Annotated in this window: 18 protein-coding genes; 12 read left to right on the top strand and 6 right to left on the bottom strand. The window is 64.7% G+C overall.

The genetic code is table 11. From position 1 onward, the window contains the following. Window positions 1-34 precede the first annotated feature (34 nt). The 9 genes from ftsW to AC6H0N_RS01710 all read left to right on the top strand — a co-directional run bounded on the left by ftsW (window position 35) and on the right by AC6H0N_RS01710 (window position 9,133). Window positions 35-1,201, top strand: a complete 1,167-nt coding sequence (gene ftsW / locus AC6H0N_RS01750; RefSeq protein ID WP_497573227.1) for a putative lipid II flippase FtsW — start codon at window positions 35-37, stop codon at window positions 1,199-1,201. Next, complete coding sequence (murG, locus tag AC6H0N_RS01745; RefSeq protein WP_497572330.1) at window positions 1,198-2,277, top strand: undecaprenyldiphospho-muramoylpentapeptide beta-N-acetylglucosaminyltransferase; 1,080 nt, start codon at window positions 1,198-1,200, stop codon at window positions 2,275-2,277. Before ftsW ends, murG begins: the two co-directional genes overlap by 4 nt. Next, window positions 2,274-3,677 carry a UDP-N-acetylmuramate--L-alanine ligase gene (gene murC / locus AC6H0N_RS01740; protein ID WP_497572329.1) on the top strand — a complete coding sequence of 468 codons (1,404 nt, stop codon included), beginning with the start codon at window positions 2,274-2,276 and terminating at the stop codon, window positions 3,675-3,677. The genes murG and murC overlap by 4 nt, the downstream gene beginning before the upstream one ends. Further along, on the top strand, window positions 3,674-4,588 hold the full coding sequence (locus AC6H0N_RS01735) for a D-alanine--D-alanine ligase (RefSeq protein WP_497572328.1): 915 nt from the start codon (window positions 3,674-3,676) through the stop codon (window positions 4,586-4,588). The genes murC and AC6H0N_RS01735 overlap by 4 nt, the downstream gene beginning before the upstream one ends. After that, window positions 4,581-5,384: a cell division protein FtsQ/DivIB gene (locus AC6H0N_RS01730; RefSeq protein ID WP_497572327.1), complete on the top strand. Its 804-nt coding sequence runs from the start codon at window positions 4,581-4,583 to the stop codon at window positions 5,382-5,384. Before AC6H0N_RS01735 ends, AC6H0N_RS01730 begins: the two co-directional genes overlap by 8 nt. After that, window positions 5,381-6,610, top strand: a complete 1,230-nt coding sequence (gene ftsA / locus AC6H0N_RS01725) for a cell division protein FtsA (protein WP_497572326.1) — start codon at window positions 5,381-5,383, stop codon at window positions 6,608-6,610. The genes AC6H0N_RS01730 and ftsA overlap by 4 nt, the downstream gene beginning before the upstream one ends. Window positions 6,611-6,737: 127 nt before the next feature. Continuing rightward, window positions 6,738-7,874, top strand: a complete 1,137-nt coding sequence (gene ftsZ, locus AC6H0N_RS01720; RefSeq protein ID WP_497572325.1) for a cell division protein FtsZ — start codon at window positions 6,738-6,740, stop codon at window positions 7,872-7,874. A 143-nt stretch (window positions 7,875-8,017) separates the two neighbouring features. Further along, window positions 8,018-8,941 carry a UDP-3-O-acyl-N-acetylglucosamine deacetylase gene (gene lpxC / locus AC6H0N_RS01715; protein ID WP_497572324.1) on the top strand — a complete coding sequence of 308 codons (924 nt, stop codon included), beginning with the start codon at window positions 8,018-8,020 and terminating at the stop codon, window positions 8,939-8,941. Window positions 8,942-8,947: 6 nt separating this feature from the next. Beyond that, window positions 8,948-9,133: a hypothetical protein gene (locus tag AC6H0N_RS01710; protein WP_497572323.1), complete on the top strand. Its 186-nt coding sequence runs from the start codon at window positions 8,948-8,950 to the stop codon at window positions 9,131-9,133. 2 nt (window positions 9,134-9,135) lie between these two features. Here AC6H0N_RS01710 and AC6H0N_RS01705 read toward each other — a convergent pair whose 3' ends face one another. After that, window positions 9,136-9,570 (bottom strand): DciA family protein, encoded by a 435-nt coding sequence (locus tag AC6H0N_RS01705; RefSeq protein ID WP_497572322.1) that lies wholly within the window; start codon window positions 9,568-9,570, stop codon window positions 9,136-9,138. Window positions 9,571-9,668: 98 nt separating this feature from the next. On the opposite strand from AC6H0N_RS01705, the gene secA reads away from it, so the two are divergent. Both secA and argJ read left to right on the top strand, forming a co-directional pair. Further along, a complete protein-coding gene (gene secA, locus AC6H0N_RS01700; protein WP_497572321.1) occupies window positions 9,669-12,377 on the top strand; it encodes a preprotein translocase subunit SecA in 2,709 nt (902 codons plus the stop codon). Window positions 12,378-12,517: 140 nt separating this feature from the next. Beyond that, window positions 12,518-13,756, top strand: coding sequence for a bifunctional glutamate N-acetyltransferase/amino-acid acetyltransferase ArgJ (gene argJ, locus AC6H0N_RS01695; RefSeq protein WP_497572320.1), 1,239 nt, complete (start codon window positions 12,518-12,520; stop codon window positions 13,754-13,756). Window positions 13,757-13,822: 66 nt separating this feature from the next. Here the strand turns inward: argJ and AC6H0N_RS01690 are convergent, their stop codons facing one another. From AC6H0N_RS01690 to AC6H0N_RS01670, 5 genes are all read right to left on the bottom strand, one after another. Then, on the bottom strand, window positions 13,823-14,350 hold the full coding sequence (locus tag AC6H0N_RS01690) for a BPSL1445 family SYLF domain-containing lipoprotein (protein ID WP_497572319.1): 528 nt from the start codon (window positions 14,348-14,350) through the stop codon (window positions 13,823-13,825). 117 nt (window positions 14,351-14,467) lie between these two features. After that, window positions 14,468-15,277, bottom strand: a complete 810-nt coding sequence (gene folE2, locus AC6H0N_RS01685) for a GTP cyclohydrolase FolE2 (RefSeq protein WP_497572318.1) — start codon at window positions 15,275-15,277, stop codon at window positions 14,468-14,470. 56 nt (window positions 15,278-15,333) lie between these two features. Then, complete coding sequence (gene dxs, locus AC6H0N_RS01680; protein ID WP_497572317.1) at window positions 15,334-17,196, bottom strand: 1-deoxy-D-xylulose-5-phosphate synthase; 1,863 nt, start codon at window positions 17,194-17,196, stop codon at window positions 15,334-15,336. 20 nt (window positions 17,197-17,216) lie between these two features. Continuing rightward, window positions 17,217-18,083 (bottom strand): polyprenyl synthetase family protein, encoded by an 867-nt coding sequence (locus AC6H0N_RS01675; RefSeq protein WP_497573226.1) that lies wholly within the window; start codon window positions 18,081-18,083, stop codon window positions 17,217-17,219. Window positions 18,084-18,106: 23 nt separating this feature from the next. Next, window positions 18,107-18,340 carry an exodeoxyribonuclease VII small subunit gene (locus AC6H0N_RS01670; protein ID WP_497572316.1) on the bottom strand — a complete coding sequence of 78 codons (234 nt, stop codon included), beginning with the start codon at window positions 18,338-18,340 and terminating at the stop codon, window positions 18,107-18,109. Between the two features lie 129 nt (window positions 18,341-18,469). On the opposite strand from AC6H0N_RS01670, the gene AC6H0N_RS01665 reads away from it, so the two are divergent. Further along, window positions 18,470-19,570: an aromatic ring-hydroxylating oxygenase subunit alpha gene (locus tag AC6H0N_RS01665; RefSeq protein WP_497572315.1), complete on the top strand. Its 1,101-nt coding sequence runs from the start codon at window positions 18,470-18,472 to the stop codon at window positions 19,568-19,570. Window positions 19,571-19,602 lie beyond the last annotated feature (32 nt).

Genomic DNA, 19,602 nt, shown 5'->3' with positions numbered 1-19,602 from the left:
TGGTGGTCACAGCGATGCCGGCCGCATCCCGGCCATGCATGCCGTGCGCCGTGTGACGCCGGGTGAGCGACACGTCGGCGAGTTCGACCCGCTGGTCGTGTGGTCCGCTGCGGCCTTGATCCTGATGGGCCTGATCATGGTGTTCTCGGCCTCCATCGCGGTGGCAGAGGGCAGCACCTTCACTGGCAATCGCGCGCATTTCTTCCTGCAGCGCCACGCCATCTTCCTGTTCATCGGCATCAGCGTTGCCGCGGTTGCCTTCCGCATTCCGATGCGGCGCTGGCAGCAGCTTGCGCCGTGGCTGTTCTTTGCCGGCGTGGTGCTGCTGGTCGTGGTGCTGTTGCCGGGCATCGGCAAATCTGTGAACGGCGCGCAGCGCTGGATCGGTTTCGGGCCGATCAACCTGCAGCCGTCGGAACTGATGAAGGTTTTCGTGGCGCTGTATGCGGCCGACTACACGGTGCGCAAGCTGCCGGTGATGGGCACCGTCCGTCAGGGCTTCTTGCCGATGGCCGGCGTGATCCTGCTGGTCGGCAGCCTGCTGCTGCTGGAGCCCGACTTCGGCGCCTTCGTCGTGATCTGCGTGGTGGCCTTCGGCGTGCTGTTCCTCGGTGGCATGAACGTGCGCTTCTTCGCCCTGCTGTTCGTGGTGGCGGTGATCGGCTTCATCGTGCTGATCTGGATGTCGCCCTACCGTCGCGACCGCGTGTTCGGCTTCATGGACCCGTGGGAAGACCCGTTCGGTCGTGGCTATCAGTTGTCGCATGCGCTGATTGCCTTCGGCCGCGGCGAATGGTTTGGGGTCGGATTGGGCGGCAGCGTCGAGAAACTCTTCTACCTGCCCGAGGCGCATACCGACTTCCTGCTTGCCGTGATTGCCGAGGAACTCGGCTTCGTCGGCGTGCTGACGGTGGTCGTGCTATTCGCGATCCTCGTGCAGCGCGCTTTCGCCATCGGGCGCGAAGCGATCAACCTCGAGCGCTACTTCGCCGGGCTTGTCGCGATGGGCATCGGTCTTTGGCTGGGCGTGCAGTCCTTCATCAACATGGGCGTGAACATGGGCCTGCTGCCGACCAAGGGGCTGACGCTGCCGCTGATGAGTTTCGGCGGCTCGGCCATTGTCGGTGGCTGCCTGTTCATCGCCATCCTGCTGCGCGTCGACTGGGAAAACCGGCAGATGCGCAAGGGGGTGAGCCCGTGAGCAAGCAACCGACCATCCTCATCATGGCCGGCGGCACCGGCGGCCACATCTATCCGGGCATCGCCGTGGCCGAAGTGCTGCGCGCACGCGGCTGGCGCATCGTCTGGCTAGGCAACCCGGACGGCATGGAAGCGCGCATCGTGCCCGAGCATGGCTACGAGACCGCGTGGATTCGCTTTGGCGCGCTGCGCGGCAAGGGCATCGTGCGCAAACTGTTGTTGCCGCTGAATCTGCTCTCCGGCTTCTGGCAGGCGCTGGGCGCACTGCGCCGCGTAAAGCCTGATGTGGTGCTCGGCATGGGCGGCTACATCAGTTTCCCGGCCGGAATGATGGCCGCGCTGATCGGCCGGCCGCTGGTCCTGCATGAACAGAACTCGGTCGCCGGCCTGGCCAACAAGGTGTTGGCAGCGGTAGCCGACCGGGTGATGACCGGCTTCCCGAATGTACTCAACAAGGCCGTCTGGGTCGGCAACCCGGTGCGCGCCGATATCGCGGCCGTCGAAGCACCGCAGACCCGCCTGGCCGGTCGCGAGGGACGCCTGCGCGTGCTGGTGGTCGGCGGCAGTCTGGGCGCGGCGGCGCTCAACTCCATCGTGCCGCAGGCGCTGGCGCGCATTCCGGAAGCGGAGCGCCCGGTGGTGACACATCAGGCCGGACGCAAGCAGTTCGACGCCTTGAAGCAGTCGTATGCCGCCGCCGGCGTGGAGGGTGAGCTGGTGGACTTCATCGACGATATGGATGTGCGCTACGGCGCGGCCGACCTGGTGATCTGCCGCGCCGGCGCCACCACGGTGGCTGAACTCGCCGCGGCCGGCGCAGCCAGCCTGCTCGTGCCCTTCCCCCACGCGGTGGATGATCACCAGACCGCCAACGCCCGATTCCTCGCCGACCGTGGCGCCGCCATGCTGCTGCCGCAAACCGAACTCGAACCCGTCAGCCTTGCCGGAATCCTGCGCGGGCTCGATCGCGGTCGCCTCGCCGATATGGCGCAGCGCGCCCGCGATCTGGCCAAGGCCGATGCGGCCGAAGTGGTTGCCGACGCGTGCGCAGCGCTCGTCAAAGGACAAGAACAATGAAGCACAAGGTCAAACGCATTCACTTCGTCGGCGTCGGTGGTGCCGGCATGAGCGGCATTGCCGAGGTTCTGGCCAACCTCGGTTTCGGCGTGACCGGCTCGGACCTGCACGACAGCGCCACGACACGTCGCCTGCGTACGCTCGGCGTGACAGTGCTGATCGGACACGATGCGGCGAACGTTGATCGTGCAGACGCCGTGGTGATCTCCACCGCCGTGGCCGGCGACAACCCTGAAGTGATCGCGGCACGTGCGCGCGGCATTCCGGTGGTGCCGCGCGCCCAGATGCTGGCCGAGCTGATGCGCCTCAAGCAGGGCATTGCGATCGCCGGCACACACGGCAAGACCACGACGACTTCGCTGGTGGCGAGCATCCTCGCCGAGGGCGCGATGGACCCGACTTTCGTCATCGGTGGTCGTCTGACCGCGGCCGGCGCCAATGCGCGCCTGGGCAAGGGTGACTTCCTGGTGGCCGAGGCCGATGAGTCGGACGCCTCCTTCCTGCTGCTCAACCCGGTGATTTCGGTGATCACGAACATCGACGCCGATCATATGGAAACCTACGGCCACGACTTCGCGCGGCTCAAGCAGGCGTTTGTCGATTTCCTGCAGCGCCTGCCGTTCTACGGCGTGGCCGTGCTGTGCGAGGACGATCCCAACGTGCGCGAGATCGCGCCGCTGGTGTCCAAGCAGATCATGCGTTTCGGCTTCTCCGAGAGCGCCAACATCCGCGCCGAGAACGTGCGCGCCGACGGTCGTCGCATGCTCTTCGACGTGGTGCGCGTGAATGGCACGACCACGCGTCTGGCCATCGAGCTGAATCTGCCGGGTCGCCACAACGTGCTTAATGCGTTGGCCGCGATCGCCGTCGCCACCGAGGTACAGGTGCCGGACGAGGCCATCGTCAAGGCGCTGGCCGAGTTCCGCGGCGTGGGCCGCCGCTTCCAGGACTACGGTGAGATCGAGCTGCCGGCCGGCGGCACCTTCACGCTGATTGACGACTACGGACATCACCCGGTCGAGATGGCGGCGACCATCGCTGCGGCGCGCGGCGCCTATCCGGGGCGCCGCCTGGTGCTGGCCTTCCAGCCGCACCGCTACACGCGTACCCGCGACTGTTTCGAGGATTTCGTGAAGGTGCTGTCGTCGGTCGACGGCCTGGTGCTGGCCGAGGTCTATGCCGCCGGCGAACAGCCCATCGTTGCTGCCGACGGGCGCAGTCTGGCGCGCGCCCTGCGCGTCGCGGGCAAGGTCGAGCCGGTCTTCGTCGAAGCCATCGAAGAGTTTCCCGACGCCATCCTGAGTGCCGTGCAGGACGGCGATGTGGTGATCACCATGGGCGCAGGCTCGGTCGGGGCAGTGCCCGGCAAGCTCGCCGAATCGAACGGAGTGAAGTCGTGAGTCAGGCGTTCGGCAAGGTCGCGGTGTTGTTTGGTGGTAGCTCGGCAGAGCGGGAAGTCTCGCTGATGTCGGGCCAGGCCGTGCTCGAAGCGCTGCGGCAGCGCGGCGTCGACGCACATGCTTTTGATCCGGCCGAGCGCGACATCTGGACGCTGCGCGACGAGGGCTTCGAACGCGCCTTCATCGCGCTGCACGGCCGTGGCGGTGAGGACGGCACGCTGCAGGGCGCGCTCGAGACCTTGAACATTCCCTACACCGGCAGCGGGGTGATGGCCTCGGCTCTGGCCATGGACAAGTGGCGGACCAAGATGGTGTGGGCGGCCTGCGGCCTGCCGACGCCGCGCTATGCGCTGCTCGAAGAACACACCGATTTTGACGCCGTAGCACGCGAGCTCGGTCTGCCGATCTTCGTCAAGCCGGCACACGAAGGTTCCAGCATGGGCGCGACCAAGGTCATGCGCGCCGAAGATCTGCGCGCCGCCTGGGAGCTGGCCGCACGCTTCGACACCCTGGTGCTGGCCGAAGAGTTCATCGACGGGGCCGAGCTGACCGTGCCCTTCCTCGGCGAGCGTGCGCTGCCGGTGATCCGCATCGAAGCGCCGGGCGGCAACTACGACTACCAGAACAAGTACTTCAGCGACGACACGCGCTACCTGTGCCCGGCCGGTTTGCCCGACACGCTGGAGGCCGAACTGCGCGCGCTGGCGCTCAAGAGCGCAGCCGTGTTGGGCTGCCGCGGATGGGGCCGCGTCGACATCATGCTCGACCGCAACCAACGCCCGTGGCTGCTCGAAATGAACACCTCGCCGGGCATGACGGGCCACTCGCTGGTGCCGATGTCGGCCCGGGCAGAGGGCGTCGAGTTCGACGAACTGTGCATGAGCATTCTGGAGGGTGCGCGACTTGGCTGATCAGCGAACCACGTCGAAGCGCAACGGCGGGCGGGGCGAAGGCGGGCTGTGGCATCGCCCGGTCGCGCTCAATCTGCTGTCCGACATGCTGCTGCTGTTCGCAGCGGCGGCTTTCGGCTGGGCGCTGGTGGCGTGGTTCCTGAGTCGTCCGTTCTTCCCCTTGCGCGAGGTCGTGGTGGTGACCCAGCCGGGGCAGGTGACCGCGGCGCAGATCGAGTACGCGGCGCGCTCGGCGATCCACGGAAACTTCTTCACCGTCGGGCTGGGCGACGTGCGCGCGTCCTTCGAGAAGCTGCCGTGGGTGCGCCGCGCAGAAGTGCGGCGACGCTGGCCCGACAAGCTGGAGCTGCGCCTGGAAGAGCACCAGCCGGTGGCCTACTGGAATCCGCTGGGCAGCGACGAAGTGCATCTGGTCAATCTGCAGGGCGAGGTCTTTGTGGCGGCCAGCAACGCACGCCTGCCGTCGTACGCTGGTCCGCAGGGCGCGGCCGGCTATCTGCACGCGCGCTACGCCGAGTTTTCAAAAGTGCTCGAGCCGCTGGGCGTGCGCATGACGCGCCTGTGGCTGTCGGCGCGCGAGGCCTGGGAGATCGAGCTCGACAACGGCATGGTCGTGCTGCTTGGCCGCGACCGCGAACGTGCGCCGGTGGCCGAACGGTTGGCCGGTTTCGTCACCAACTGGCCGGCAGCGCGCGAACAGGTCGGAATAGATATTGCGGTAGCCGACGTGCGCTACCAGCGGGGATTTGCATTGACACCTGCGGCCAAACCGCGGGACGGGAAACAGGCGCGATGAGCAAGGAATACAAGGATCTCGTGGTGGGGCTGGACATCGGCACGTCGAAGGTGACGTGTCTGGTGGCCGAGGCGCTGCCGGATGGCCAGTTCGAGGTGATCGGCATCGGCACCCAGCCGATGAGCGGCCTCAAGCGCGGCGTGGTGGTGAATATCGAGGCCACTGTCGATGCCATCTCCCGCGTGGTGCAGGAAGTCGAGTTGATGGCAGAGTGCAAGGTGCACGACGTCTTCACCGGCATCGCCGGCAGCCACATCAAGAGCTTCAACTCCAGCGGCACCGTGGCCATCAAGGACAAGGAAGTGACCGCGATGGACGTCGAGCGCGTCATCGAGGTCGCCCGTGCGATGCCGATTCCGGCCGAGCAGCAGGTGCTCGACATCCTGACCCAGGAATTCATCATCGATGGCCAGGGCGGCGTGCGTGTGCCGATCGGCATGAGCGGTGTGCGCCTGGAAGTGAAGGTGCATATCGCCACCGGCGCAGTGTCGGCCGCGCAGAACGTCATCAAGTGCGTACGTCGCTGCGGCCTGGAAGTGGTCGGCCTGATCCTGCAGCCGCTGGCGTCGAGCTATGCGGTGCTCACTGAAGACGAGAAGGAACTTGGCGTTTGCCTGATCGACATCGGCGGCGGCACCACAGACATCGCCGTGTTCACGCAGGGCGCCATTCGCCACACCGCCGTGTTGCCGGTGGCTGGTGACCAGATCACCAACGACATTGCGATGGCCCTGCGCACGCCGACCTCGGAAGCCGAGGACCTGAAGCGCCACTACGGCATCGCCATGCACGCCATGGCCGACCCGGAGCAGATGATCGAGGTGCCGGGAGTGGGCGACCGCTCGCCGCGCCCGTTGTCGCGTCAGCGTCTGGCCGACGTCATCGAGCCGCGCGTATCCGAACTGTTCGAGCTGGTGCAGGCCGAGCTGCGTCGCAGCGGCTACGAAGAGTTGCTGTCGTCCGGCGTGGTGCTGACCGGCGGCGCGGCGGTCATGCCGGGCATGGTCGAGCTCGCCGAGGAAGTGTTCAACCTGCCGGCGCGCGCGGGTGCGCCGCAGTACGACGGCGCCCTGGCGGACGTGGTGTGCAAGCCCCATTTCGCGACGGCGATGGGCCTCGTTATGGAGGGCATGTCGCAGCGTCGCAAGGGCATGCTCGGACGCGATGCGCGCAACCTGCGGCAGTGGTTCGGGCGGGTCAAATCGTGGCTGGAGCGCAATTTCTGAAAATGACGCTGAAGACACACAATTTTTCGGAAAATCGCCTGTAAAAACAGGCTATTTAGTTATAGACTGCAAAATGCTTACTAAATGGCGGGTGTGCCATCAGTAGGCGGGTTAAAGGAGGCTGGCAATGACGTTCGAAATCGTTGAGAAGGACCAGGCCAATACCGTGATCAAGGTCATCGGTGTCGGCGGTGCAGGCGGAAATGCAGTGGATCACATGATCCGCGAGGGCGTGCAGGGCGTGGATTTCGTCGCGGCGAATACCGACGCGCAGGCGCTCAAGCGTTGCCTGGCAACGCACAAGGTGCAGCTCGGCACGACCGGCCTCGGCGCCGGTTCCAAGCCGGAAGCCGGGCGCGTGGCAGCGCAGGAATCGCGCGACGCCATCGCCGCAGCGCTGGAAGGCGCTCACATGTGCTTCATCACCGGCGGCATGGGTGGTGGCACGGGTACCGGTGCCGCTCCGGTGGTCGCCGAGATCGCCAAGGAAATGGGCATTCTGTGCGTCGGCGTGGTGACCAAGCCCTTCGACTTCGAGAACCGTCTGCGTGTGGCGGAAAGCGGTGTCGACGAGTTGTCGCGCCATGTCGATTCGCTGATCGTCGTGCTCAACGACAAGCTGCTCGATGTGTTCGGTGACGATGCCGGCTTCGAGGACTGCTTCCGTTCGGCCGACAACGTGCTGAAGAACGCCGTCGGCGGCATTGCCGAAATCATCAACGTGCCGGGTCTGGTTAACGTCGATTTTCAGGACGTGCGCACCGCCATGGGCGAGATGGGCCGCGCCATGATGGGCTCGGCCGAATCCTCCGGCCTGGACCGCGCGCGCATCGCCGCCGAGCAGGCTGCGGTGAGCCCGTTGCTGGAAGGCACCGAGCTGTCCGGCGCACGCTGCGTGCTGATCAACATCACGGCTGCCCGCGGTTCGCTGAAGATGGCCGAAGTCCGCGATGCGGTGAAGACCGTTCAGGCCTTTGCCGCACCGGAAGCCTTCGTCAAGTACGGCACGGTGTTCGACGACGCGATGGAAGACCGCGTGCGTGTCACCGTTGTCGCGACGGGCCTCGGCTCGCAGGGCGCCGCGCGTCAGCCGGTGATGGAAGTGGTGCGCGGCACCGGCACCTACGGTGACGGCGGCTATGCGCAGGATTCGGACGTGCCGGCAGTGATGCGCAACAACCGCCGCACCACGGTTGAGGCCATGAGCACCAATGGCATGGGTACCTACGACATTCCGGCCTTCCTGCGCCGTCAGGCCGACTGATCCGCTGCGTCCCAAGGGCGCACGCCGTGCAGACCTCCGCCTCCGGTCTGCGCGACGTGCGCTTTTTCCTTTTCGGAACATTGCAGTTGTGTGACGTGTCTGACCACGAAAGGTAGAATTGAGGCCTTCATGAGGAACGTCCGATGATCCGACAGCGCACGCTCAAATCCGTCGTTACCGCCACTGGCGTCGGCCTGCACGGCGGGCGCAAAGTGACGATGACGCTGCGCCCGGCTGCGCCCGATACCGGCATCGTCTTTCACCGCGTCGATCTCGATCCGGTCGTCACGCTGCCGGCCGACCCGTACTCGGTGTGCGACACGCGCATGTGCTCGGGACTGCAGCAGGGCGAAGCCAAGGTCGGCACGGTCGAACACCTGATGTCGGCGCTCGCCGGTCTGGGCGTCGACAACGCGCATGTGGATATCGACGCACCTGAAATCCCCATCCTGGACGGCAGTTCCAGCCCCTTTGTGTTCCTGCTGCGTTCCGCCGGAATCGAGGAGCAGTCCGCCGCCAAGAAATTCATTCGCGTGACGAAGGCGGTCGAGTTCCGTGACGGCGACAAGTGGGTCAAGCTGGAGCCGCATGACGGTTTCCGGCTGGATTTCTCCATCGTCTTCAACCACCCGGCCATCGACGGCACGGCCACCCGCGTATTGGTCGATTTTGCTGAGCACTCTTACGAACGTGACGTAGCGCGTGCGCGCACCTTCGGGTTCATGCAGGACGTGGAGTTCATGCGCTCGAACGGTCTGGCGCTGGGCGGCAGCCTGGCCAACGCCATCGTGCTTGACGAGTATCGGGTGCTTAATTCCGAGGGGCTTCGTTACGCCGACGAGTTCGTCAAGCACAAGGTGCTCGATGCCATCGGCGACCTCTACCTGTGCGGTCATCCGCTGCTGGCAGCGTATTCGGCGCACAAGTCCGGTCACGCGATGAACAACGAAGTGCTGCGCGCCTTGCTTGAGGACGAGACGGCTTGGGAGTACGCCAGCTTTGACGAAGCGGCCGGCGCACCGCAGTCGGTCAGTCGTCAGTTCGCGGCCGAGCCGGCGTTGGTCTAAGCCGGCGTGTTTGCTATCCGACTGCTCGCCCTGGCCGCGCTGCTGGCAATCGGCGGCGCCATGGTCGCGTGGCTGTTGACCGGCAACCCGCGCTACAAGCGCGTTGCCTGGAACATCGCTCTGGGCGGCCTGCTGGCTTTGCTGGCGGTCTTGCTGATCTTCGTTGCAGAACGTCTGGTCGGGCCGCTGTAGCGCTATTTGGGGCGGCTGCGATCAAGCAGGCGCTGCAGCGACTCCCGCAATGGCGCATCTTCCGGTAGTTCCGCAATCAGCTTGCAGAGGCTGTCGCGCCCGGCTTGCCCGAGGATGCGCGCTTCACGTGGCGGGGGCGGTTCGGCCTCCACGACGATACCCACCTTGACCTGAATGGCGCTGACGATCTGGCCGCGCGCGGCGAAGCCGTTGATGAGGCTTGGCACCATCTGGCGCAATCGCGAGGCGACGCTGCCATTGCGCGCGAACACCACCATGCTGCCGTCCCGGATGTTGGCCACCGAGCATGCCGCGCCCAGTGGTTGCGGAAGCATGCCGCGCAGCGACTCCTGGGCGCGGAGCAGGGCGCGAGCGTGATCCTGCAGGCGAGACAGCGTGTCGCCAGCGCCAAGAAAGCGGTGAAGTGGATTGCTCATGCTATGGGCATGGTCGCGGCAGGCCTTCGCCACAACACGGGAGGGGGATGGCTGCATGCTACACTAGCGCCCTTGCCGAATCGACCCATCACACACTCATGATCTCCGGCCTCATCAAGAAGATTTTTGGTAGTCGCAACGACCGCCTGATCCGCCAGTATTCCAACAAAGTCCGCGCCATCAATGCCCTGGAGCCCGAGATTTCGGCCCTCTCCGACGAGGCTCTGCGCGCCAAGACCGACGAGTTCCGTGAGCGACTGGCCAATGGCGCCAAGCTTGACGACTTGCTGGTCGAGGCCTTTGCGGTGGTGCGCGAGGCCGGCAAGCGCGTGCACGGCATGCGCCACTTCGATACCCAGCTGATTGGCGGCATGGTGTTGCACGACGGACGCATCGCCGAAATGAAGACGGGTGAGGGCAAGACCCTGGTCGCGACGCTGGCTGCGTATCTGAATGCGCTGGCCGGCAAGGGCGTGCATGTGGTTACGGTGAACGACTACCTCGCCAGCCGCGACGCCGACTGGATGGGCCGCATCTACGGCTTCCTCGGCATGACCACCGGTTGCAACCTGTCGCGCATGGCGCATGTCGAGAAGCAGGCTGCGTACAACGCCGACATCACCTACGGCACGAACAACGAGTTCGGTTTCGACTACCTGCGCGACAACATGGTGTATTCGACCGTGGAGCGCGTGCAGCGCGCCCTGTCGTTCGCCATCGTCGACGAGGTCGACTCGATCCTGATCGACGAGGCACGCACCCCGCTGATCATCTCCGGCCAGGCCGAGGATCACACCGAGCTGTACCTGCGGCTGAACGATCTGCCGCGCCAGCTCAGCGAGCAGAAGGGCGAAGGCGATGACATCACCGAGCCGGGCGACTACACGCTGGATCTGAAGGCTCGCCAGGTTCTGCTGACCGAGCAAGGGCACGAGAACGCCGAGAACATTCTGGTCAACATGGGCTTGCTGAAGGAAGGCGCGAGCCTCTACGACCCGGCCAACATCATGCTGGTGCATCACCTGTACGCCGCACTGCGCGCGCACACGATGTTCCACAAGGATCAGCATTACGTCGTGCAGGATGGTGAAGTCATCATCGTCGACGAGTTCACCGGCCGCCTGATGCCGGGCCGCCGCTGGTCTGACGGGCTGCATCAGGCCGTCGAGGCCAAGGAAGGTGCCAAGATCCAGGCCGAGAACCAGACGCTGGCGTCGATCACCTTCCAGAACTACTTCCGCATGTACGGCAAACTCGCCGGCATGACCGGTACGGCCGATACCGAGGCCTACGAATTCCACCAGATCTACACTCTGGAAACGGTGCTCGTGCCGACCAATCGTCCGATGCTGCGCAAGGACGAGAACGACAAGGTTTACCGCACGGCCAAGGAGAAGTGGGACGCCGTGGTGCAGGACATCCGCGACTGCGTCTCGCGGGGTCAGCCGGTGCTGGTGGGCACGACGTCCATCGAGGTCAACGAATTCCTGTCCGACATGCTCAAGCGCGAGAAGATCGCGCACCAGGTGCTCAACGCCAAGCAGCATGACAGCGAGGCCAACATCGTTGCGCAGGCCGGTCGTCCGGGCGTGGTCACGATCGCCACCAACATGGCCGGTCGCGGTACCGACATCGTGCTTGGCGGCAACATCGAGCGCGAACTGGAAGCCGTGCGCACGGACGAAAGTCTGGACGCCGCCGCCAAGGAAGCCAAGCTGGCCGCGATGCGCGCCGACTGGCAGCAGGTGCACGACGCCGTGATCGCGGCCGGTGGCCTGCACATCATCGGCACCGAGCGGCATGAGTCGCGCCGCATCGACAACCAGCTGCGTGGCCGTTCGGGCCGTCAGGGTGACCCGGGTTCGAGCCGGTTCTACCTGTCGCTCGATGACCCGCTGATGAAGATCTTCGCTGGCGACCGCCTCAACACCATCATGGTGCGTCTGAAGATGCCCGAAGGTGAGGCCATCGAGCACGGCATGGTCACGCGTTCGCTCGAATCCGCTCAGCGCAAGGTCGAACAACGCAACTTCGACATCCGCAAACAGCTGCTCGAGTACGACGACGTCGCCAACGATCAGCGCAAGGTCATCTACGAGCAGCGCAATGAACTGCTCGCCAACGAAGACATTTCCGAAACCATCACCGCCATGCGTCAGGGCGTGATGGCCGATACGTTGCGCATTTACGTGCCGAACGACAGTGTCGAAGAGCAGTGGGACATTTCTGCGCTCGAGACGGCGCTGGCGGCGGAGTTCCAGCTCAAGCTGCCCGTCGGCGAATGGCTCAAGGCTGAGCCTGAGCTCGACGACGAGACGATGCTCGCGCGCATCGTGGAGGCTGCCGACAAGGCTTATGTTGAAAAGGTCGCCATCGTCGATCCGGCCGCCTGGCATCAGTTCGAGCGCAACGTGATGCTGCAGAGCCTCGACAATCACTGGCGCGACCACCTCTCGGCGCTCGACCAGCTGCGTCAGGGCATCCACCTGCGCGGCTATGCGCAGAAGAACCCCAAGCAGGAATACAAGCGCGAGTCCTTCGAGTTGTTCGAGGCGCTGCTCGACACCGTGCGTCTGGATGTCACCAAGATCCTGATGACGGTGCAGGTACGCACCCGCGAGGCGCTGGAAGAGGCCGAGAAGCCGGCCGAGGTCGAGAACGTGCAATATCGCCATCCCGGCTCGGAAGATGCTGCGGGCACGACCGATGCCGAGGCCGAGCAGGGTGGTCCGCGCGTAGGCCGCAACGAGCCGTGCCCCTGCGGCTCGGGCAAGAAGTACAAGCATTGCCACGGCAAGCTGGCCTGAAGCGATACGACGCTCCCGAAAAAGCCCGCGCAAGCGGGCTTTTTCGTTTGGGGCGCCGGCTGTCTGCGGACGCCTTGAAGTAAACTGTGGCAGTTTGCGGCGCCCGGCGCCGTCCCCGCTGAATCCAAGGAGCTGCGTCAATGCCCGTGAATCTGGTCCCCCTTTCGTCCGACTCCCTCAAGCCGATTGATGGCGTGCAACTCGGTATTGCGCAGGCCGGCATCCGCAAGGCCGGGCGACGCGACCTGACTCTCATCGAGTTGGCGGAAGGCAGCCGGGTCGCGGGGGTATTCACGCAGAACCGCTTCTGCGCCGCGCCGGTGCAGCTGTGTCGCGCGCATCTGCGTAGTCCGAACGTCCGCGCACTGGTCATCAATACCGGCATCGCCAATGCCGGGACGGGCGAGCAGGGCATGCAGGCCGCGCTGACCACCTGCGAGGCGGTTGCGCAGTTGCTCGAGATCGCGCCGACCCAGGTGTTGCCGTTCTCGACCGGCGTGATCCTCGAACAGTTGCCGGTCGAGCGCCTCGTCGCCGGCCTGCCGGCCGCGCGCGCGGACCTGCGTGCCGAGGGCTGGCTGGACGCTGCCCACGCCATCATGACCACCGACACCATGGCCAAGGCCGCGTCGCGCACCGTCGAGATCGACGGCCGCAGGATCACGCTGACCGGCATGAGCAAGGGCGCCGGCATGATCAAGCCGAACATGGCGACCTTGCTCGGCTACGTCGCCACCGATGCCAATGTGTCGCAATCGCTGCTCGAGCAGCTGGTCGTGGATGCGGCCGATCAGTCGTTCAACAGCATCACCATCGACGGCGATACCTCGACGAACGACTCCTTCATCCTGATCGCCACCGGCAAGGCCGAAAACCCCGAGATCACCGACGCCGCATCGCCGGCCTACAGCGCGTTGCGTGAGGCGGTGGTCGGCATTTCGGTCGAACTGGCACAGGCCATCGTGCGTGACGGTGAAGGCGCGACCAAGTTCATCGCGATCATCGTCGAGGGCGGCAAGGATCGTGAGGAATGCCGCAAGATCGCGTATGCGATCGGGCATTCGCCGCTGGTGAAGACCGCTTTCTTCGCGTCCGACCCCAACCTGGGCCGCATTCTGGCTGCCATCGGTTACGCCGGCATCGATGATCTGGATGTTGCAGCGCTCAGCGTGAGGCTGGAGAGCGGCGGCGAATCGGTGCTGGTGGCCGAACACGGTGGCCGTGCCGCGGGCTACCGCGAGGAGGACGGCGCGCGCGTGATGAAGCGCGACGAGATCACGGTGCGCGTCGCGCTGGCGCGTGGCGAGGCGAATGCGACGGTGTGGACCTGCGATTTTTCGTACGACTACGTCAAGATCAATGCCGAGTATCGCAGCTGAGCGGCACCCGGAAAGAGCAAAACGGCCCGCCGGTTCCGGCGGGCCGTTTTGCTTCGTGTCGCAGATTCAGCGGTCGATCTTGGTCATCTTCGAGCCTTCGAAGGTCAGGTTGTACATCAAACCCTTGTTCGAGAAGATGAAGCCGATGATGGGTTGCTGCGCGGTTTCGGTGTCGATCGCGCCGCCCGCCCCCAGCGTAGCCAGCGCAACGCTGCCGTCCACACCGGCTTTCCAGCCTTCGCTGCTGCGAAATCCATCTAGTGCGGCCTGCGTCATGAACAGCACGATCTGCGAGCGCTTCTGCGCGCCAAGCTGAAAGCCGATGGAGGCCGACGCAAGGTTGTAATAGCCGACCGTTTCGCCGTTGATCAGCAGCGCACCCTCGCCGTACTCGCCGCCGATGCCCATGCCGGCCTTGATCACGTCCGGGAACACCAGCACGCCTACCGCTTTCTGCGACAGCTCGTAGCCCGCACTGGTGGCTTCGCGGAATTCCGTCAGCGCCTGGCGTACCTCCGCGTCGATCTGTTCCTTTGATGCCGCATTTGCCGTGACGGTGGCAAATAAGAGCAGGCTTGCAAGCAGCAGTCTCATCTCAGGTCTCCTTGGTGTGCGGTCGTGTCTCTGGATACTAGACCACTGCATCGATCCCTGGGGTGAACAAGAAACGGCGCCCGCGGGCGCCGTTGAAGAATCACCGGAGACCGTGCCTCAGGCTTCGATGCGCTTGTCGCGTTCGATGATGGCGTAGGCCGAGTGGTTGTGGATCGACTCGAAATTCTCGGACTCCAGCGCGTAGGCGACGATGCGCGGCTCGGCGTTAAGCTGGCCGGCGACGTCGCGAACCATGTCCTCGACGAACTTCGGGTTGTCGTAGGCGCGTTCGGTGACGTACTTCTCGTCCGGGCGCTTGAGCAGCGCGTAGACCTCGCAGGACGCCTGCTTCTCGACCAGCTCGACGATCTCCTCGATCCACAGGTGGTCGGCCAGCGTGGCCTTGACGGTGACGTGCGATCGCTGGTTGTGCGCGCCGTAGTCGGAAATCTTCTTCGAGCACGGGCACAGGCTGGTTACCGGCACCACGACCTTCATCGTGAACTCGTATGCCCCGCCCGCGCGGATCTCGCCGACGAAGGTGACCTCGTAATCCATCATGCTCTGCACGCCGGAAATCGGGGCAGTCTTGTTGATGAAGTACGGGAAGGTCATCTCGACATGGCCGGTCTCCGCTTCGAGGCGGGTGACCATCTCGCGCAACATGGGTTCGAAGGATTCGACCGAGATCTCGCGTTCGGAGCCGTTGAGCAGCTCGACAAAGCGCGACATGTGGGTGCCCTTGAAGTTGTGCGGCAGGCCCACGTACATGTTGAATACGGCAACGGTGTGCTGCACGCCGCCCTTCTTGTCGAGCACCTTCACCGGGTGACGGATGGATTTGATCCCGACCTTGTTGATCGCGAGCTGACGGCTGTCCTGCGAACTCTGGACGTCCGGAATGGTGTGAAGGTCTTGGGGGTTCATCTTGGAACTCTGGTGGGGGAGCAAGGCGCGGATCGTAGCAAATCCGACAAAAACGCTCAACTATTGGCTTGATTCGCTTTGTCAATCGCCGCAACGATGCCGGCGGCGTCCAGACCGAGGGGGGCGAGCAACTGAGCTTGCTCGCCGTGGTCTTCGAAACGGTCGGGCAGGCCCAGGCGCAGCATGCGCGGACGCTTTGCAAGCGCATCGAGCACGCGCGAGACTTCGCCGCCCGCGCCGCCGATCACGGTGTTCTCTTCGACGCTGACGATCAGGTCGTGGCTGGTCGCCATTTTACGGATGCAGTCCTCATCCAGCGGCTTGGCAAAGCGCATGTTCACCACCGTGGCGTCGATCTGTTCACCGGCGACCAGCGCCGGCGCGAGCATGGAGCCGAAGGCCAGAATGGCGACCTTGCTGCCGCTGCGCCGCACTTCGGCCTTGCCTAGCGGGAGCGCGCTCATCTGCGCTTCCGGCGTCACGCCCATGCCACCGCCGCGCGGGTAGCGCACTGCGCTGGGGCCGTTGTGGCAATACGCGGTGTACAACATCTGGCGGCATTCGTTTTCGTCGCTCGGCGTCATCACCAGCATGTTGGGGATGCACAGCAGATACGACAGATCAAAGGCGCCATGGTGGGTCGCGCCGTCGGCGCCGACCAGGCCCGCGCGGTCGATGGCGAACACCACTGGCAGGTTCTGCAGCGCCACGTCGTGAATGAGTTGATCGTAGGCGCGTTGCAGGAAGGTGGAGTAGATCGCCACCACCGGCTTGAGGCCTTCACAGGCCAGCCCCGCGGCGAAGGTCACGGCGTGCTGCTCGGCGATACCGACATCGTGATAGCGCTTCGGGTATTCCTCGGCGAAACGTACGAGGCCCGAGCCCTCGCGCATGGCTGGGGTGACCGCTACCAGGCGCTCGTCCTGCGCCGCCATGTCGCACAGCCAGTCGCCAAAGACCTTGGTGTAGGTCAGCTTGCCGCTGCCCTTGCTGGCCGGGATGCCGGCGGAAGGCTCGAACTGAGATACGCCGTGGTACAGGATGGGGTCGGCCTCGGCCAGCTTGTAGCCCTGGCCCTTGCGCGTGACGACGTGCAGGAACTGCAGGCCCGGCAGCTTGCGCAGGTTCTGCAGCATCGGGATCAGCGCGTCGAGGTCGTGCCCGTCGATCGGGCCGTAGTAGTGAAAGCCGAATTCCTCGAACAGCGTGCCCGGCGTCACCAGCCCGATGACGTGCTCTTCGACGCGGCGCGCGAACTGCAGCACCGGCGGGGCGATCGACAAGACCCGCTCGCCGGCCTTGCGGGCGGCGTTGTAGGTGCGCCCCGACAACATGCGGGCGAGGATGCGCGTCATTGCGCCGACCGGCGGCGAGATCGACATTTCGTTGTCGTTGAGGATTACCAGCAGGTTGATGCCGTCGAGCTCGCCGCCGTTGTTGAGTGCTTCGAAAGCCATGCCTGCGCTCATCGCACCGTCGCCAATCACCGCAATGCTCTGGCGCGATTCGCCTTTGTCGCGGGCGGCCACCGCCATGCCCATGGCGGCCGAGATCGACGTCGAGGAGTGCGCCGTGCCGAAGGTGTCGTATTCGCTCTCGCAGCGGCGCGGGAATCCCGAGATGCCGCCGTGGCGGCGCAAACCGCTCATGGCTTCACGCCGGCCGGTGAGGATCTTGTGGCCATAGGTCTGATGGCCGACGTCCCACACCACCCGGTCTTCCGGTGTGTCGTAGATGTAGTGCAGCGCGATGGAGAGTTCGACGGTGCCGAGGTTGGACGACAGGTGGCCGCCGGTTTTCGATACCGATTCGATCAGGAAGGCGCGCAGTTCGTCGGCCAGAGCCGGCAGTTCGCTGCGGTCGAGTTCACGCAGGTCGGCCGGGGAGTCGATACGTTCGAGCAGGGGATAGGGGGACATGATGTCGGCCGTGAATCGGGTCAGAACTTGCGGTGAACGATGAAATCGGCGAGCTCGCGCAAACGGCGCGCCGCATCGCCGAGGGGCGTGAGAGTGTCATGCGCTTCATGCAGCAGGCCGTCGGCTAGGGCGCGCGCCTCGCTCATGCCGAGCAGTGAAACATAGGTCGGTTTGTCGTGTTGGGCATCTTTGCCGGCGGTCTTGCCCAGCGTGGCGGTGTCGGATTCTGCGTCAAGGATGTCGTCGACCACTTGAAACAGCAGGCCGATCAGCTTGCCATAGCGGTCGAGCCGATCGAGCGCGTCGGGCGTGGTGGCGCCGCACATCGCGCCGAGCATGACCGAGGCGCGGATCAGTGCGCCGGTCTTGTGGATGTGCATGTATTCCAGTTCTTCGCGCGTCAGCTCCTTGCCCACCGCGGCGAGGTCAATCGCCTGCCCGCCGGCCATGCCGCGCGAGCCTGAAGCGCGGGCCAGCTGCGCCAGCATGTCGATGCGGATGGCGGCGTCCACGCCGGGCAGTGATTCGGTCAGGCACTGGAAAGCCAGCGTCTGCAGCGCGTCGCCGGTGAGCAGCGCGGTGGCTTCGCCGAATTCGATGTGCACGGTGGGCTTGCCGCGGCGCAGCACGTCGTTGTCCATGCACGGCAGGTCGTCATGCACCAGCGAATAGGCGTGGATCAGTTCCACCGCACAGGCGGCTGAGTCAACGGCTTCGGCTTCGGCACCGGCCAGCTCGCCTGCGGCGTGAGCCAGCAGCGCGCGCACGCGCTTGCCGCCACCGAGTGCTGCGTAGCGCATGGCGGCGTGCAGTTCGCCGGGCGCCAGTTCGGCCGCCGGCAGACAGGCGTCAAGTGCGCTCTCGGTGCGACGCTGGATGTCCGCCATCCAGCCGGTGAAGTCGTGCGTGCTCAAGCCTTGTTCTCCGACGCGATGTCGCTTAGTTGCTCACCCTCCAGCTGTCGGACGCGCTGCTCGGCATCGCGCAAGGTGCCCTGGCAGTAGCGCAGCAGGCCGACGCCGCGCTGGTAATGATCGAGCGCCTGTTCGAGGCTGATCTGCCCGGTTTCCATGGCGCGCACGATGTCCTCAAGCTCGGTGACGGCGGCCTCGAAGGACTTGGGGGATGCGGCGGATTTGGTCATGGCTGCGCAGATGGAGAAAAGTCCCTGAAAATAACCGATGGCACAACTGGCGGTCAAACGCCTTTTTGCCTAGAATTGCCGGTCCTTTTCCGCCGAATTTCTTTGGTTCTCGCTTTGGGGGGTTCGGGCATGTCCGACATCGCTTCCAGGACGCTGCTGGCACCGGGAGTTTCACAACTTCCGGTTTCGACGTATTTCGATGAGCAGGTTTTCGAGCAGGAGTTGAAGCTTCTCTTCGATGCCGGACCGGGCTATGTCGGCCACGAGTTGATGGTACCCGAAGTCGGAAACTACCGTTCCCTCGAATGGCTGGATCATTCCGCCTTGCTGTTCAATACGGCAGACGGCATCCATCGCATGTCCAACGTGTGTCGCCACCGCCAGGCCATCATGCTCGAGGGCAGCGGCTCGGCCGAGCGCGTGGTGTGTCCCGTTCATCGCTGGACCTACGACAACACCGGCGTCTTGCAAGGTGCTCCGCACTTCCCGCAGAACCCCTGCCTGAACCTGCGGCGTGAGCCGCTGGAGCGCTGGAACGGCCTGTTGTTCAAGGGGCCGCGTTCGGTCACGGCCGATCTGGCCGACATGCAGGTGGCGCCCGAGTTCGACTTTTCCGGCTACAAGCTCGATCGGGTGGAAATCCACGAGTGCAATTACAACTGGAAGACCTTCATCGAGGTCTATCTGGAGGACTACCACGTCGCGCCGTTCCACCCGGGGCTGGGCAGTTTTGTCACTTGCGATGACCTGACCTGGCAGTTTGGCGACTGGTATTCGGTGCAGCGCGTCGGCATCACCTCGCTGGCCAAACCCGGTACTTCCACCTACGCGCGCTGGCACGACGCCGTGAAGATGATCTACGGCGACCAGCAACCGCCGCACGGCGCACTGTGGCTGACCTACTTCCCGAACGTGATGGTCGAGTGGTATCCGCACGTACTGGTGGTCAGCTCGCTGATTCCGCGCGACGTGAACAAGACCACCAACGTGGTTGAGTTCTACTACCCGGAAGAGATCATGGAGTTCGAGCGCGACTTCGTCGAAGCCGAGCAGGCCGCCTACATGGAAACTGCCATCGAGGACGACGAGATCGCCGAGCGCATGGATCGCGGCCGCCTCGCGTTGTACCGCGAGGGCCGCAACGAGGTCGGGCCCTACCAATCACCGATGGAAGACGGCATGCAGCACTTCCATGAGTTCTATCGTCGCGTGATGGGTGCTGCTCGCTGAGGCGCATGCGAGCCACAATCAACACGGCCGCC

The organism is Pseudazoarcus sp. NS34 (genome assembly GCF_059703725.1).
This window is presented reverse-complemented; position numbering and strand designations above follow the sequence as displayed.

Bases quoted from the DNA above. Each gene is read 5' to 3' on its own strand.
- ftsW (WP_497573227.1), top strand. From the start codon at position 35: ATGCATGCCGTGCGCCGTGTGACGCCGGGTGAGCGACACGTCGGCGAG.
- murC (WP_497572329.1), top strand. From the start codon at position 2,274: ATGAAGCACAAGGTCAAACGCATTCACTTCGTCGGCGTCGGTGGTGCC.
- ftsA (WP_497572326.1), top strand. From the start codon at position 5,381: ATGAGCAAGGAATACAAGGATCTCGTGGTGGGGCTGGACATCGGCACG.
- ftsZ (WP_497572325.1), top strand. From the start codon at position 6,738: ATGACGTTCGAAATCGTTGAGAAGGACCAGGCCAATACCGTGATCAAG.
- lpxC (WP_497572324.1), top strand. From the start codon at position 8,018: ATGATCCGACAGCGCACGCTCAAATCCGTCGTTACCGCCACTGGCGTC.
- AC6H0N_RS01705 (WP_497572322.1), bottom strand. From the start codon at position 9,570: ATGAGCAATCCACTTCACCGCTTTCTTGGCGCTGGCGACACGCTGTCT.
- secA (WP_497572321.1), top strand. From the start codon at position 9,669: ATGATCTCCGGCCTCATCAAGAAGATTTTTGGTAGTCGCAACGACCGC.
- argJ (WP_497572320.1), top strand. From the start codon at position 12,518: ATGCCCGTGAATCTGGTCCCCCTTTCGTCCGACTCCCTCAAGCCGATT.
- AC6H0N_RS01690 (WP_497572319.1), bottom strand. From the start codon at position 14,350: ATGAGACTGCTGCTTGCAAGCCTGCTCTTATTTGCCACCGTCACGGCA.
- folE2 (WP_497572318.1), bottom strand. From the start codon at position 15,277: ATGAACCCCCAAGACCTTCACACCATTCCGGACGTCCAGAGTTCGCAG.
- dxs (WP_497572317.1), bottom strand. From the start codon at position 17,196: ATGTCCCCCTATCCCCTGCTCGAACGTATCGACTCCCCGGCCGACCTG.
- AC6H0N_RS01675 (WP_497573226.1), bottom strand. From the start codon at position 18,083: ATGGCGGACATCCAGCGTCGCACCGAGAGCGCACTTGACGCCTGTCTG.
- AC6H0N_RS01670 (WP_497572316.1), bottom strand. From the start codon at position 18,340: ATGACCAAATCCGCCGCATCCCCCAAGTCCTTCGAGGCCGCCGTCACC.
- AC6H0N_RS01665 (WP_497572315.1), top strand. From the start codon at position 18,470: ATGTCCGACATCGCTTCCAGGACGCTGCTGGCACCGGGAGTTTCACAA.